This window comes from Methylobacterium pseudosasicola (genome assembly GCF_900114535.1).
In the GTDB taxonomy this organism is placed as follows: domain Bacteria; phylum Pseudomonadota; class Alphaproteobacteria; order Rhizobiales; family Beijerinckiaceae; genus Methylobacterium; species Methylobacterium pseudosasicola.
The window spans coordinates 81252-95999 of sequence record NZ_FOTK01000009.1; the positions used below are offsets into that span (position 1 = coordinate 81252).

The 14748-nt window shown below is 68.6% G+C and carries 15 protein-coding genes; 7 read left to right on the forward strand and 8 right to left on the reverse strand.

The genetic code is table 11. The annotated features are described in order from the left end of the window. The first annotated feature begins 304 nt into the window (after positions 1 to 304). The gene (locus BM228_RS33740) at positions 305 to 1171 is read left to right on the forward strand and encodes a hypothetical protein (RefSeq protein WP_139234080.1); all 867 of its coding nucleotides are present in this window, start codon (positions 305 to 307) and stop codon (positions 1169 to 1171) included. Positions 1172 to 1340: 169 nt separating this feature from the next. Here the strand turns inward: BM228_RS33740 and BM228_RS35120 are convergent, their stop codons facing one another. From BM228_RS35120 to rho, 6 genes are all read right to left on the reverse strand, one after another. Further along, the gene (locus BM228_RS35120) at positions 1341 to 1559 is read right to left on the reverse strand and encodes a hypothetical protein (RefSeq protein ID WP_092040342.1); all 219 of its coding nucleotides are present in this window, start codon (positions 1557 to 1559) and stop codon (positions 1341 to 1343) included. Between the two features lie 60 nt (positions 1560 to 1619). Next, positions 1620 to 2261, reverse strand: coding sequence for a dephospho-CoA kinase (coaE, locus tag BM228_RS11465; RefSeq protein ID WP_092040121.1), 642 nt, complete (start codon positions 2259 to 2261; stop codon positions 1620 to 1622). After that, positions 2258 to 3109: a shikimate dehydrogenase gene (locus BM228_RS11470; protein ID WP_092040124.1), complete on the reverse strand. Its 852-nt coding sequence runs from the start codon at positions 3107 to 3109 to the stop codon at positions 2258 to 2260. Before BM228_RS11470 ends, coaE begins: the two co-directional genes overlap by 4 nt. Beyond that, positions 3106 to 4071, reverse strand: a complete 966-nt coding sequence (locus tag BM228_RS11475; protein WP_092040126.1) for a cation diffusion facilitator family transporter — start codon at positions 4069 to 4071, stop codon at positions 3106 to 3108. Before BM228_RS11475 ends, BM228_RS11470 begins: the two co-directional genes overlap by 4 nt. A 128-nt stretch (positions 4072 to 4199) precedes the next feature. Continuing rightward, complete coding sequence (locus BM228_RS11480; protein WP_092040129.1) at positions 4200 to 4811, reverse strand: Maf family protein; 612 nt, start codon at positions 4809 to 4811, stop codon at positions 4200 to 4202. 220 nt (positions 4812 to 5031) lie between these two features. Further along, positions 5032 to 6399 (reverse strand): transcription termination factor Rho, encoded by a 1368-nt coding sequence (gene rho, locus BM228_RS11485; protein ID WP_244537106.1) that lies wholly within the window; start codon positions 6397 to 6399, stop codon positions 5032 to 5034. A gap of 694 nt (positions 6400 to 7093) precedes the next feature. Between rho and BM228_RS11490 the strand changes: the two genes are divergently transcribed. The 6 genes from BM228_RS11490 to cuyB all read left to right on the forward strand — a co-directional run bounded on the left by BM228_RS11490 (position 7094) and on the right by cuyB (position 13441). Then, complete coding sequence (locus tag BM228_RS11490) at positions 7094 to 7597, forward strand: DUF3429 domain-containing protein (RefSeq protein ID WP_092040131.1); 504 nt, start codon at positions 7094 to 7096, stop codon at positions 7595 to 7597. Positions 7598 to 7861: 264 nt separating this feature from the next. Beyond that, positions 7862 to 9412: a histidine--tRNA ligase gene (hisS, locus tag BM228_RS11495; protein WP_092040134.1), complete on the forward strand. Its 1551-nt coding sequence runs from the start codon at positions 7862 to 7864 to the stop codon at positions 9410 to 9412. A 171-nt stretch (positions 9413 to 9583) separates the two neighbouring features. After that, on the forward strand, positions 9584 to 10726 hold the full coding sequence (locus tag BM228_RS11500; protein WP_092040136.1) for an ATP phosphoribosyltransferase regulatory subunit: 1143 nt from the start codon (positions 9584 to 9586) through the stop codon (positions 10724 to 10726). Further along, positions 10723 to 11709 carry an ATP phosphoribosyltransferase gene (hisG, locus tag BM228_RS11505; protein WP_092040139.1) on the forward strand — a complete coding sequence of 329 codons (987 nt, stop codon included), beginning with the start codon at positions 10723 to 10725 and terminating at the stop codon, positions 11707 to 11709. Before BM228_RS11500 ends, hisG begins: the two co-directional genes overlap by 4 nt. 10 nt (positions 11710 to 11719) lie before the next feature. Beyond that, complete coding sequence (locus BM228_RS11510; protein WP_092040141.1) at positions 11720 to 12580, forward strand: LysR family transcriptional regulator; 861 nt, start codon at positions 11720 to 11722, stop codon at positions 12578 to 12580. A gap of 147 nt (positions 12581 to 12727) precedes the next feature. Further along, positions 12728 to 13441, forward strand: coding sequence for a cysteate racemase (cuyB, locus tag BM228_RS11515; protein ID WP_092040347.1), 714 nt, complete (start codon positions 12728 to 12730; stop codon positions 13439 to 13441). A gap of 447 nt (positions 13442 to 13888) precedes the next feature. Here cuyB and BM228_RS11520 read toward each other — a convergent pair whose 3' ends face one another. Further along, on the reverse strand, positions 13889 to 14233 hold the full coding sequence (locus BM228_RS11520) for a lysozyme inhibitor LprI family protein (RefSeq protein WP_092040144.1): 345 nt from the start codon (positions 14231 to 14233) through the stop codon (positions 13889 to 13891). Positions 14234 to 14316: 83 nt separating this feature from the next. After that, positions 14317 to 14748: a protoporphyrinogen oxidase HemJ gene (hemJ, locus tag BM228_RS11525; RefSeq protein WP_092040146.1), complete on the reverse strand. Its 432-nt coding sequence runs from the start codon at positions 14746 to 14748 to the stop codon at positions 14317 to 14319.

The window sequence follows — 14748 nt, forward strand, 5'->3', positions numbered from 1 at the left end:
GCAGCATATCCCCGATTCGCTGTGCTTATGATGACTGACAGGATAATCAACGACTGTATTTTTGTAGTACAATTAATACTTTGCCGTCAATCAAGACGCTATATCTGCTTTTTCTCTTCAGATCGCCTCTATTTTTCGATTTAAATCATCGTCAAGAGACAAATTTCTTGATAAAATCGTACTAGGTCTTGATGCGAGGTAAATTTTATGCATATCATAGGTCACGTATGTATAAATGGGCGGTCGATTAATTCATTTTAAATAAAAATATAAATTACGCTCGCTATTAATAGGAAATTTCAAGATGAGCACTATCGTTGCAGGATCATCATCCTCAATCATTGCTCTGAAGACCCTCCGAAATGATGCGTCCGTAAGGACGAAACGCGTTCAGGGAGATGTCGATCCCACGGTTCGATCGCCTGACCCGCGGAGCGCTTATTCGCTTTCACCACCGGCAGCCAATGCTCTGTTGTCGTTCTCGGAAATATCGAGCGCACGAACGGCGACCACTTCGCCAATTGACGATAAAATTCGTGCTAATACATCAAATTCGTTTTCCATTAATAATGTAAAATCCCGTGATGTACCATTGTTGAAAATGACACTGCATCTCATTAGGGGTAACCCAAGCACAGATATAAAAGAATTTACATCCCAACTCCCATCATATCTATCAAAACAAACCGAGACCCGTGACCCATCAGATTTATCCACCCCGCCCAAAATTCATCTTGACGACGAAAGTCTGGTGAGAGAAGCGCGGAATAGCGTGCTCGGTATTTACGAGATCGCTACGACAGACGAAAAAGCTCGAGAATGGGTCGGGCTCCACATGTCTCATTCCGGTCCATACGACCCGAATGACGCCAAGGTTCAGGCTGTCCTGAACGGAACGGCCAAGATCATTCGTGGTCCTGATCCTGCTGAAACTGGATATACTTCGCACAGCAAAGCGGTTTATGGCCGCGATCCTGTGACCGGAGCCATTGAGGAAAAAGGCACCACAACCTGGGCAGAAATCAATAATAAGAAATTTATAGAAAATTTCGAACAGAAAAATCCAGGTTTCTCAGTCCATCCAGTCTATATCAGCGACGACGATGTTGCACTCGTCGTCTATCCGGTAGCGTCGAACGCCAAGCGGGCCACATCCCAGCCGATCAAATAAGAAGCTTCGGTCACACATCGCTAGAGAACAAGGTGCGGATGCTAGGAACTCGGCTGCAGCGACGCTTCAGCCTATCGGCATGGATCCCCATCCCACTTGTCGTGCACGGGTCCCACGCGTCGTCCGCGGTGTAATATGAACCCTGAACGGAGTGCGTGAGGTCAATCGGTCAGCGGGACTGGTTGCGGTAGACGCAATCGCGCCCGCGATCCTCGTACCCGCCCGGGCAGGCGGTGACGCAGGCGCCGGCCGCGAGCTTTTTCGGGGGCGGGCAGGCGCCGGCAACTTGCGCCTGGGCCGGGACGGCCGCGAGCAGCAATGCGATCAGAGCCTTGGCCATGCGGGTGCGGCCTGCCGAGGCCCGGCTGATCCCTTCGAGGTACCGCATCGTCGTCATCCATCCCGCAGGCGGATCGGTGACCGGGAGATATGACGTCGCGCGGCCGCGTCACCCGGCGGCAGGGTGTTCCGACGCACCGCGCTCCGTCAACGCGGCCACGATCCGCGCCACCTCGGCCTCGGCGGCGGGAAAGCCCCGGCTCGTGTCGATCACGAAATCCGCCCGGGCCCGCTTCTCGGCATCCGGCATCTGCTTGGCGCGGATCGCCTCGAAGGCCTCTTCGGTCATGCCGGGACGTGCCAGGACCCGGGCGCGCTGGACGTCCGGGGGCGCGCTGACCACGGCGACCGCGTCGCAGCGGCTCTCGCCCCCGGTCTCGTAGAGGAGCGGGATGTCGAGGACGACCAGGGGGGCGTCCGCGTGCCGGGCCAGGAACGCCGTGCTGGCCGCCCGGACCAGCGGGTGGACGATGGCTTCGAGCGCCGCCATCCGGTCGGGATCGCCAAGCACCGCCGCGCGCAGACGAGCGCGGTCGACGCCGCCCTGCGGGTCGAGCACGCCGGGAAAGGTTTTGCCGATCGCCGCGGCAGCCTCGCCCCCGGGACCGTAGAGGGCGTGGACGGCGGCGTCGGCATCGTGGACCGGGACGCCCAGCGCCGAAAACATCTTGGCGGTGGCCGACTTGCCCATGCCGATCGAGCCGGTCAGGCCGAGAATGACGGGGCGGCTGACGGGAGGCCCCTTGGTCATCCGGAAAGATCCGCCACGATCCGGTCCCGCAGGCCTGGGGTAACGGCGGGGCGCAGGCCGAACCACGCCTCGAAGCCCGGCACCGCCTGGTGCAGCAGCATCCCGAGTCCATCGACCGCGGCGAGCCCCCGATGGCGCGCTGCCGCGAGCAGGTCGGTCTCCAGGGGGGCGTAGACGATGTCGGCCACCGCGGCGGTTTCCGGCAGCGGGGTCAGGTCGAGATCGAGGGGCGGTTGGCCCTTCATGCCGAGCGACGTGGTGTTGACCAAAAGCCCCGCCCCGGCGAGCGCGTCGGGCAGGTCGTTCCAGTCGAGCGCCGCGCCGATCCCCGGGGCCAAGGCCGCCAGCGTCTCGGCCCGGGCACGGGTGCGGTTGGCGATCAGGATCCGGCGCAGGCCATTCTCGGCGAGGCCAACCACGATCGCGCGCGCTGCGCCGCCGGCACCCAGCACCACGGCCGTACCGCCGGCCCGCTCCGGCCAGCCGGCGCCGAGGCTGTGGTCGAGATGACCGCAGAAGCCCGGCGCATCGGTGTTGTCGCCGCGGACCCGGCCGTCGGGCTCGACCACCAGCGTATTCACCGCGCCGATTTTTTCCGCCCGCGACGTCAGCGTATCGACGAGCGCGTAAGCCGCCTCCTTGTGGGGGATCGTGACGTTGCCGCCCCGGAAGCCGGAATCCGGCAACGCCCGGAGGAAGTCAGCAAACGCCGCCGGCGCGACGTCCAGACGCTCGTAGGAGCCCGGGATGCCGTGCTGGCTAAGCCAATAGCCGTGGATCAGCGGTGAGCGCGAATGCGCGATCGGGTGGCCGACCACGAAGGCCCGGGGGATCGGGGCGGCGCTCACGCGGCACACGCTTCGGCGAGACGGCAGGCCGGGCCGCCGGCCGCCTCGATCTGCAGGGTGGCGTGGCCGATGCCGAAGCGGGTGCGCAGGCCCTCGGCGGTCTCGTTGAGGAAGCCGTTGCCGGGCGCCCGATGCGCCGGGTGGTCCTCAGCGATCACCAGATGGACCGTGAGGGCGACGCTGGTGGTGCTCATCGGCCAGATGTGCAGGTCGTGGAGGTCGACCACCCCGGGCCGGTCGCGCAGGAAGCCGGTCACCGCCTCCGGGGAGATCTCCGGCGGCACGGCGTCGAGGGACATCGCCACGCTGTCGCGCAGGAGGCCCCAGGTCGCCCAGACCACCAGGGCCGCAATGACAAGGCTGACCGCGGGGTCGAGCCAACTGAGCCCGGTGAGCTGGATCGCCAAGCCCGCGACCACCACGCCCGCGGAGATCGCGGCATCGGCCGCCATGTGCAGGAAGGCGCCGCGGATGTTGATGTCGCCCTTGGCGCCGCTGGCGAACAGCCAGGCGGTCAGGCCGTTGACCAGGATGCCGATGGCGGCGACCACCATCACGGTCGTGGCGGCCACGGGCTCGGGATGGACCAGCCGGACCAGGGCCTCCCAGATCACCGCGCCCATGGCGATCAGCAGGAACACGGCGTTGAACAAAGCCGCCAGGATCGAGGAGCCGCGGTACCCGTAGGTGAAGCGAGCGCTGGCGCGGCGGCGCACCAGGATGGCGGCGATCCAGGCGGCGGCGAGGCCCAGCACGTCGGAGAGGTTGTGGCCGGCATCGGCCACCAGGGACATGGAGTTGCTGAGGTAGCCGTAGGCGGCCTCGACCACCACGAAGCTGGTGTTGAGCACGATGCCGATCGCGAAGGCCGGCCCGAAATTCTTCGGCGTGTGGACGTGGCCGCCATGGCCGCCGTGACCACCATGGGAATGGGATCCGTGGGAATGATCGTGCCCGGCCAAGACGGTGCTCCGTTCGATCGTGGTTTCAAAAGGTCCGGGACCTTTTGCGGGTGCAGGGCGGAGCCCTGCAAGCCTCCGGGCTCCGCCCCGGAACCCCGCCAAAGGGCTGAGCCCTTTGGGAACCCGGTCTAGAAATCCAGATAGCCGGCCCGGCGCAGGCGGGCGAGCAGCGGCAGCAGCGGCAGGCCGAGCACGGTCGAGTGGTCGCCGATGACCGATTCGAACAGGTGGATACCCGGCCCTTCCAACTGGTAGCCGCCGACGCTGGCGCGCACCTTTTCGTCGCCGGCGCACGCCACATAGGCGGCGATCGCCCGGGCATCGAGAGGACGGATCGTCAGCCGGGCGGTCGCCACGAAGCCGTCGCTCAGGGCACCGGCCAGCGCCGCCGCGGAATGCAGGGCGTGGGTGCGGCCGGCGAGGCGGGCGAGCTGGGCCCGCGCTGCGTCCGAATCCCGAGGCTTGTGGAAGATCGCGCCGTCGAGCTCCAGTACCTGGTCGGCGCCGAGGACGACGCGCCCCGGATGACGGGAGGCCACCGCGTCGGCCTTGGCCCGGGCCAAGCGCAGGGCGAGGTCGGGCGGCGCCAGTCCCTGGCTCGACGCCTCTATGGCACGCTCGTCGACGTCGGGGGACGCGGTCTCCACCGGCAGGGCCGCGCTCTCCAGGAGCAGGCGCCGGGTCGGGCTGGTGGAGGCGAGGAGGAGCGGGTCCGGACGGAGCCAGGGCGAGCGGGGCATCGCGCCAGTGTCACGGATCGGGCCGCTGAAGCAAGGCTGCGACGAGCCCCGCCGCCGGGATGAACCGGTCGGCGGGGCTGTCGCGGAGCCGATACGCAACCCAGCTCCCAAGGCCGACCATGGCAGGCACGGGTTAGGAGAAGGTCAACGCGGTCTCTGGTTTCCAAAGGGCCGAGCCCTTTGGCGGGGTTCGGGGGCGGAGCCCCTGAGATCGACCCGATCAGGTGTTCATCGAGTCGAAGAAGTCGCTGTTGCTCTTGGTCTGGCGCAGCTTGTCGAGCAGGAACTCGATCGCGTCGGTGACGCCCATCGGGTTGAGGATGCGGCGCAGCACGTAGGTCTTCTTGAGGGCGTCCGGCGGGACCAGCAGCTCCTCCTTGCGGGTGCCGGAGCGGGTGATGTCGATCGCCGGGAAGATGCGCTTGTCCGAGACCTTGCGGTCCAGGATGATCTCCGAGTTGCCGGTGCCCTTGAACTCCTCGAAGATTACCTCGTCCATGCGCGAACCGGTGTCGATGAGCGCGGTGGCGATGATCGAGAGCGAGCCGCCCTCCTCGATGTTGCGGGCGGCGCCGAAGAAGCGCTTGGGCCGCTGCAGGGCGTTGGCGTCGACGCCGCCGGTCAGCACCTTGCCGGAGGACGGCACCACGGTGTTGTAGGCGCGGCCGAGGCGCGTGATCGAGTCGAGCAGGATGACGACGTCGCGGCCGTGCTCCACCAGGCGCTTGGCCTTCTCGATCACCATCTCGGCGACCTGCACGTGGCGGGTGGCCGGCTCGTCGAAGGTGGAGGCGATGACCTCGCCCTTCACCGAGCGGATCATGTCGGTGACCTCCTCGGGGCGCTCGTCGATGAGCAGCACGATGAGGTAGCATTCCGGGTGGTTGAGGGTGATCGACTGCGCGATGTTCTGCATCAGCACGGTCTTGCCGGTGCGCGGCGGCGCCACGATCAGGGCGCGCTGACCTTTGCCGATCGGCGCGACGATGTCGATGATCCGGGGCGAGAAGTCCTTCTTGGTCGGATTCTCGAGCTCGAGCTTGAACCGCTTGGTGGGGAAGAGCGGCGTCAGGTTGTCGAAATGGACCTTGTGCTTGATCTTTTCCGGGTTCTCGAAATTGATCGTGTTGACCTTCAGAAGCGCGAAGTAGCGCTCGCCGTCCTTGGGGCCGCGGATCGGGCCCTCGACGGTGTCGCCGGTGCGCAGGCCGAAGCGCCGGATCTGAGTCGGCGAGATGTAGATGTCGTCCGGGCCGGGCAGATAGTTCGAGTCGTTCGAGCGCAGGAAGCCGAAGCCGTCCTGCAGCACCTCAACGGTGCCGGCGCCGATGATCTCGACCTCCTTGGCAGCGAGCTGCTTCAGGATGGCGAACATCAGCTCCTGCTTGCGCATGGTCGAGGCGTTCTCGACCTCGACCTCCTCGGCGAAGGCGATCAGGTCGGTCGGCGTCTTGGCCTTGAGGTCGAACAGCTTGACCTCGCGCACGCCTTCGAGGACGGCGATGGTGCCGGTCGCCGGGGCGTCGGCCGGATCCGCGGTCTCGGGATCGGCCAGGGGATCGGCGAAGGCGTCGGGATGTGGCGTCATGGGGTGTCTTGCAACCGACGGAGAAGGTGGGAGGGCCGGTTCTGCGCCAAGCAACCCGGGGGACGGGCGCCGGAGAGCGGGCCGCGCTGGAGAGCGAGGGGCCCGAAGATCGTCTTGGCTGGACCGTTTTCGGCAGGACCCTCGCGGCTCACGGGCGCGCTGCGGCGCTGACCTTGTGAAGAGGGCCCACAAGAAATAACGCGTTTTTCCACCGCACTCAAGGGGCTGATGGATCGGGGACGCTTGGGGCGGCGCGGGATCGGTGACGATGGGCCCGCATCGTCGCGGGATGGGGCGTCATGGCCTCCCACGCATCCCCTCCCCCCTCTGCGGGGGAGGGTGGCCCCCAAAGGGGGTCGGGAGAGGGGAGCAACGGTGCAGAATTGCCCATAGCCTGCACGCCTGCTCCGCCCCTTTCTGAACCCGGGTTCCCCTCTCCCGACCCGGCCTGACGGCCGGCCCACCCTCCCCCGCAGAGGGGGGAGGGAGAGGCGCCCCATTTTCAAACCGTCGGCAGCCCGTAGAGGCGTCCCTCCGTCACGATCCGTTGAACACCCCTGCGCAGGCCGGATCTCGCGGTTTCGCTTCTGCGGCGCTAAAGCGCTGTGCGCGGAACTGTGGTCTTGCGGAGCCGTTCCCCGTCCCGGTGCTGCAGCGCAGCAAATTGTTCACCCGAGAGCCCGGCCCCACAGACATGCGCGACGACGCCACCGGACGCACCATCACTGCGCATGAGCCGCGCCGGATCCCGTGGCTCGACATCGTGTTCGGCTTCGGACCGATGGTGCCGATCGCCGTTGGCGCCGCCGCCGCCTGGTGGCTGAACGGGCAGCCCCTCGATTATCTCGTGGCCCTGTTCACCCTGCTCTACGCCGCCTCGATCCTGCTGTTCCTGGCCGGCGTCCACCGGGGCGTCAGCTTCCGCACCGAGGGTGGACCGCGGCTCGCCCAGATCGTCACGATGCTGGTCCTGTACGCGCTCGGTCTGTTCAGCCTGTTCGCGGCCGTGATGGGCAAGGCGGTGCCGGCACTCGCCATGCTGATCCTCGGCTACGCGGCCATCGGGATCCTCGATCCGATCGCGGCCCGCGCCGGCGAGGTGCCGCTGGCCCATGCCCGCCTGCGCCCGCTGCAGATGCCCATCGCCGTGGTGAGCCTCGCGGTCCTGCTCTGGCTCAAGCTGACCGCGCCCTATTAACGGTTTGACGGGCGTTCCCAATCGTCATTGCGAGCGCAGCGAAGCAACCCAGCGTAGCGCGAGGCCCCCGAACGTGGCGTTGCCCTGGGTCGCTTCGCTGCGCTCGCAATGACGGCGCGGGATAGGCGGCCAAGGAAGCTTCCCGGAAACCGAATTCCCCTTTCGGCCGTCATGCTCTAGAGCCCGGCCCCAGGATCTCCGCCGCGCCGGGGACGACTCACACCGGATCCGGGCTCCGGGTCCGCGAGAAGCGAACGCGTTCACATGTCCAAGCCCGAAACCGCGAAGGCCGAAAGCCGGGCCGAAATCCTGAAACCCCGCCTGCCCCGCGGCTTCGTCGACCGCCGCGCCGACGAGATCGCCGCCCAGGGACGGATGCTGGAGACGATCCGCAAGAGTTTCGAGCTCTACGGCTTCGAGGCCCTGGAGACCCCGTTCGTCGAGTACACCGAGGCGCTCGGCAAGTTCCTGCCCGACCTCGACCGGCCGAATGCCGGCGTGTTCTCGTTCCAGGACGACGACGAGGCCTGGCTCTCCTTGCGCTACGACCTGACCGCGCCGCTGGCCCGGTTCGTCGCCGAGAATTATGACGCCCTGCCAAAACCCTATCGCAGCTACCGGGCCGGCTACGTGTTCCGCAACGAGAAGCCGGGGCCGGGCCGGTTCCGGCAGTTCATGCAGTTCGATGCCGACATCGTCGGCGCCGGCAGCGTCGCGGCCGATGCCGAGACCTGCATGCTGATGGCCGACACCCTCGACCGGCTCGGGCTCGGCGGCCAGTACGTGGTCAAGGTCAACAACCGCAAGGTGCTCGACGGGGTCATGGAGGCGATCGGCCTCGCCGGCCCCGACAAGGCCGGCCAGCGGCTGACCGTCCTGCGGGCGATCGACAAGCTCGACCGCCTCGGCGTCGACGGCGTGCGCGACCTGCTCGGCCCCGGCCGCAAAGACGAGAGCGGCGACTTCACCAAGGGCGCCGGCCTCGACGCCAGTGCGGTCTCCCGGATCCTGGCCTACGTGTCGTTCCAGGCCGATGCCGGAGACGGCGCCGACAAGATGGCGTTCTGGGAAAAGTTCTTCGCCGGCTGGCACGAGGCGGTGGGCGAATCCGAGACCGGCCGCGCGGGCATCGCCGAGTTGCACGCGATCATGCGGCTCTGCGCGGCGGCGGGCTATGGCCACGACGTGATCCGGGCCGATCCGAGTGTGGTGCGCGGGCTCGAATACTATACCGGCCCGGTCTACGAGGCCGAGCTGACCTTCCCGGTCACCAACGAGGACGGCCAGACCGTGCGCTTCGGTTCGGTGGCCGGCGGCGGACGCTACGACGGCCTGGTCGGGCGGTTCCGGGCCGAGCCGGTGCCGGCCACGGGCTTTTCCATCGGCGTCTCGCGGCTGTTCTCGGCGCTCCAGCTGGTGAAGAGCCCGCTGCTCGCCGGCACCGAGACCCCCGGCCCGGTGGTGGTGCTGGTCCTCGACCGCGAGAACATGGCCGATTACCAGCGGCTGGTCGCCCTGCTGCGGGCGGACGGGATCCGGGCCGAGCTCTATCTCGGGTCTGCGGGCATGAAGGCGCAGATGAAATACGCCGACCGCCGCCGCGCGCCCGTGGCGGTGATCCAGGGCTCGAACGAGCGCCTGGCCGGCGAGGTCCAGATCAAGGATCTGATTGAGGGCGCCCGCGCCGCCGAGTCCATCGGCAGCAACGCCGAGTGGAAAGCCGCCCGCCCGGCCCAATTCTCCTGCCCGGAGGCCGACCTGGTCGCCCAGGTCCGCGCCGTCCTGGCCCGCCACTTCCCCGCCACCGCGGGCTGAGTCCTGGTTTCAAAAGGTCTTCGACCTTTTGCGGGTCCAGGGCAGAGCCCTGGTCCATCGGGGCTCTGCCCCGATACCCCGCCAAAGGGCTGAGCCCTTTGGGAACCCAGGATCTCTACGTGTCGCCAAGCGCGACTGCGATTGCTAGAGAGCGCCCGCGAGGGACATGCGATGACACGACCGGAGGCCGGTGAGACGGGGGCGGGCGACGCGGCGCGGACGCGGCTGCTCGCGCATCTGAGTGCGGCCGGCTACCGGCCGGTGACGCCCCCGGTGCTGCAGCCGGTGGAGCCGTTCCTGGAGCTGTCCGGCGAGGATATCCGCCGTCGGATCTTCGTCACCCAGGACGCGGCCGGGGCCGAATTGTGCCTGCGGCCGGAATTCACGATTCCGGTCTGCCGCCTGCACCGGGCCCAGGCCGACGGCCAGGCGGCCGATTACAGCTATTGCGGTCCGGTCTTCCGGCTCGCCGCCGACGAGCCCGACGAGTTCTTCCAGGCCGGCATCGAATCGATCGGCCGCACCGACACGCCCGCCGCCGATGCTGAGGTGCTGGGGCTGGCCCTCGAAGGCCTCGCCCTGTTCGGCCGGACCGACCCGGCGGTGCGGCTCGGCGATATGGGCCTGACCGTGGCGCTGCTCGACGGGCTGGCGGTGCCGCCGGCGGCCAAGCGGCGGACCCTGCGGGCGCTCGCCGCCGGGCGCTCCCTCGACGAGGTTACCAATGGCGGCGAGGGCGCCCGCCCCGAGGACCCGCATGCCGGCCTGCTGGCAGCGATCCAGGGCCAGGACCCGCGGGGCGTGCGTGCCTTCGTGGAGGATGTGCTGGCCATCGCCGGCATTTCGGCGGTGGGCGGCCGCAGCGCCGGCGAGATCGCCGAGCGCTTCCTCGGCAAGGCGGCCGCGCAGGCCAATGGCGGCGCCGGGCTCAACGCCGAGAACCGCGCGATCCTCGACCGCTACCGGGTGATCGCCGGCCATCCGGACGCGGCGGCGCGCGACCTGCGGGGGCTGGTCGCTGACGCCGGCCTGCGCCACGACGCCGTGTCGGCCGCCCTCGACCTGTTCGAGGAGCGCACCGGCTTCATCGCGGCCCGGGGCCTGCCGATCGAGCGCTTCCGCTTCCAGGGCGGCTTCGCCCGCAACCTCGACTACTACACCGGCTTCATCTTCGAGGTGAACGAGGGCGACGGCCCGATGCTGGTCGGCGGCGGCCGCTACGACGGCCTGCTCGGGCATCTCGGCAGCGCGGCGCCCCTGCCCGCGGTGGGCTGCACCTTCTGGGTCGAGCGTGTGGCGGGAGCCGGCCGATGACGGATTCGGGCACCATGCCGTTGATCCTCGCCGTCCCGTCCAAGGGACGCCTCCAGGAGAATGCCAGCGCGTTCTTCGGCCGGGCCGGCCTGCGGCTCGCCCAGGGCGCGGGCGCCCGCGACTATCGCGGCAAGCTTGTCGGCGTGCCGGGGGTCGAGGTGCGCTACCTCTCCGCCTCGGAGATCGCCGCGCAGCTCGCCTCCGGGGCGGCCCATCTCGGCATCACGGGCGAGGACCTGATCCGCGAGACCCTGCCGGACGTGCGCGGCCAGGTGGAGCTCCTGACCCCGCTCGGCTTTGGCAACGCCACCGTGGTGGTGGCGGTGCCCCAGGCCTGGATCGACGTGCGGGCCATGGCCGATCTCGACGAGGTCGCGGCGCTGATGCGGACCCGCCACGGCCGCCGCCTGCGGGTGGCGACGAAATACGTGAACCTGACTCGCCGGTTCTTCGCCGAGAAGGGCGTCGCCGATTACCGCATCGTCGAGAGCCTGGGCGCCACCGAGGGCGCGCCGGCGGCGGGCTCGGCCGAGATCGTGGTCGACATCACCACCACGGGGGCGACGCTCAGCGCCAACGCCCTGAAGGTGCTGGACGACGGCATCATCCTGCGCTCCGAGGCCAATCTGGTGGCCTCGCTCAAGGCCCCCTGGGGCGAGGGCCAGCGGGCGGCGTTGCGCACCGTGCTCGGCCGGATCGCCGCCGAGGAGCGCGCCCGCACCACCCGGGAGGTCCGGGCGGCCCTGCCGGAGAGCGGCACCATCGACCTCGCCACCATCGCGGGCCTGCACGAAGCCGAATTGCCCTACGGCGCCCCGCGGGGGAGCGACGGCGAGATTGTCCTGCGCTGCCCCGAGGGCGCCGTGTTCGAGCTCGCCGGCGCCCTGGTGGAGGCCGGTGCCCGGGCGGTGACGGTGCGGCGGGTCGACTACGCCTTCGCGGCGGAGAACCCGCTGGCAGAGCGGCTGCTGGCCCGGCTCTAAGCGCCCGGCCATGGAGCTGAAATGGCTCGAGGACTTCCTGAGCCTCGCGCGCACCGGTAGCTTCTCCCGCTCGGCGGTGGAGCGCCACGTCACCCAGCCCGCCTTCGGGCGGCGGATCCGGGCGCTCGAGGGCTGGCTCGGCGTGCCGCTGATCGACCGCAGCACCTACCCGACCGCCCTGACGCCTGAGGGCCAGCTGTTCCGCGAGACCGCGCAGGAGACCGTCCGGCTCCTGTACGAGGGCCGCGACGCGCTGCGGGCCCGGACCCGGCCGGCCGCCCGGGCCGTGTCGGTGGCCGCGCTCCACACCCTGGCGCTCACCGTCTTCCCGGGCTGGTACCGGGACATCGAGGCCCGGACCGGGCCGCTCGGCAGCCGGCTGCTGCCGGGGGACTTCCACGCCTGCGTGCAGGCGCTGGCCGAGGGTAGCCACGACCTGCTGCTGACCTACCACCATCCCGGCGTGCCGATCCCCCTCGATCCGGCGGCGTTCCCGCACCGCGTCATCGGCCGGGACAGCCTCGTGCCGGTGCACCGGCCGGGAGCGGCGCCCGCCGACCTGCCCGGCCTCGGCTACCCGGCGGATTCCTTCCTGGGCCGGGTGGTGGCGCACAGTGCCAAGCCGATGCCGGCGGCCCATGTCAACGAGAACGCCATGGCGGAGGCGCTGAAGTTCATGGCCCTGGCGGGCCACGGCCTGGCCTGGCTGCCCGAGAGCCTGGTCACCCGCGAGCTCGCCGAGGGCTGCCTCGTGGCCGCCGGGCCCGGGGCCGCCCTGGAAATCCGTCTCTACCGGAACGCCGCCCGCCGCCACCCGGCCCTCGACGCGGTCTGGCAGGCCGCCCACGCCCTGGCCTCCGAGAAAGGTTGAAACCGGGTTCCCAGAGGGCCAGCCCTTTGGCGGAGTGTCGGGGCAGCGCCCCGACGATGCCGGACCGGCATGGCCCGTGCCGACACGGCATTGGACGCAGAGCCCGTTCGCTCCGCAAGACCGCGTCCGCAACGTTCGGAGGCGATGATGCTCGGTGTTCTCGGGGGGATGGGTCCGTTGGCGACGGCAGACTTCTTGGCCAAGCTGGTGCGGGCGACGCCGGCCCGGCGCGACCAGGACCACATCCCGACCCTGGTCTGCTCGGCAGCCGACATTCCCGACCGGGCCTCCGCCATCCTGGGCCAGGGCCCGGACCCGCTGCCGGCGATGCGCGCGGCTCTGGCCCGCCTGGAGGCGGCGGGCGCCACCCGGATCGCGATCCCCTGCAACACCGCCCATCACTGGCACGCGGCCCTCCAGGCCGGCACGGCGCTGCCGATCCTGCACATCGTCGACGCCGTGGCCGACGACCTCGCCGGAAGTGGTCTTGCTGGCGGCCCGGTCGGCCTCTTGGCCACCGGCGGGACCCTGCGGGCCGGCCTATATCCGGAGCGGCTTGCGCGGCACGGCTTCACCTGCCTGAGCCCCGATCCGGACGGACAGGATGCGGTGGTCGCGGCGATCGATCTGGTGAAGGCCGGCCAGGTGGCCGAGGCCGCCCTGATCCTCGAAGCCCAGGCCCGAGCCCTGGCGGCCGCCGGCTGCCGCCGGGTGGTGATGGCCTGCACCGAGATCCCGGTGGCGCTGTCCAGCCTCGACGACAATCTCGCGGGGGTGATGGTGGATGCGACCGAGGCCCTGGCCCGGGCCTGCGTCGCCGCCTGCCGGGCCGATGCAGTGGTGCTGCCGCTCGTGGCGTGATGGGTGGCGACGCGCCGAGGGGGGTGGACGCGTAGGAGGCGTTATCCGTTCTCGGAATCGGGTGTCGCGTCACTGTCCGAACACCCGCCGACCCGCCCCTCCAACCCAAACCCCTCACTGAGGTGCCCGGCGATCGCAGATCGGTTGGCTTCGAAGGACGCCTTCAGAGGTCGCTCGGCTGGCTGGAGACCTCCTTCGAGGCCTTCGCTTCGCTGCGGCATCTCTCAGGACGAGGGCGTGGGTTAGGATCGCGATCTTGGCGTGCCTCAGCCGACACAATCTATCGGACGTGTGGCTGTCGTGTCCGGTCATTCCGTCATTGCGAGCGCAGCGAAGCAACCTAGGGCAGCGCGCGCTCTCAGTTCGTTGCGTATCCCTGGGTTGCTTCGCTACGCTCGCAATGACGGAGCGGGCGAAGCCGAGCGATCACCCGGCGGACTGATCCCCTCACTGCGGCCCCTGCTTGGCGAATTCCGACAGTACTCCGCGCAGCACCTTGAGCCGGGTCTCGTAGAGGCCGCGCAGGCAGGCGATGTCGGCGCCGCAGGCGTGGCGCTCCTTGAGCCAGGTCTCCTGGTCGTCGCGCAGCTTGGTCTGGCCACCCATGGGCAGGACATCCTTCAGGATGGCGAAGCGGGTCGCCATCTCGACATCCATGTCGTTGAGGGGGAGGTGGGCGCAAATGGCCTTCTCGTCGGGGGTCTCGGCCTTCTCGCAGGGAAAGCTCGCGGTCCGGGCGGGGGCGGCGGCGAGAAGAGCCAGCGGCAGGACGAGGGCGAACAGCTTGGTCATGGCCCCCCAACGGATCGGCAGGCCAAAGGCTCCGGCGGTGCCGTCGGCACGGTGAATCGCGACCGGATCACAGGATCCCGGGATCAGAGGCCCGGCTTGACGATCGCCAGGATGACGATGCCGATCATCAGGAGCGTCGGCACCTCGTTGAGCACCCGGTAGAACTTATGCCCGCGGGTGTTCCGGTCGGCGGCGAAATCCTTGACCATCCGGGCGAGCCAGCCGTGGATGCCCGACATCGCCAGCACCAGCACGAACTTCGCCTGGAGCCAGAAGCTCGCGTAGAAGCCGCTCATCCAGGCCAGCGTCAGCCCGAACGCCCAGGTGGCGATCATGGCCGGGTTCATGATCGCCTTGAGCAGGCGGCGCTCCATCACCTTGAAGGTCGCGGCCTGCCCCTCCGAGCCCGGCGGCAGGCTCGCGTGGTAGACGAACAGTCGGGGCAGGTAGAGCATGCCCGCCATCCAGGCGATCAGGCTGATGACGTGCCCGGCCTTGAGCCAATCGTAGAGCAC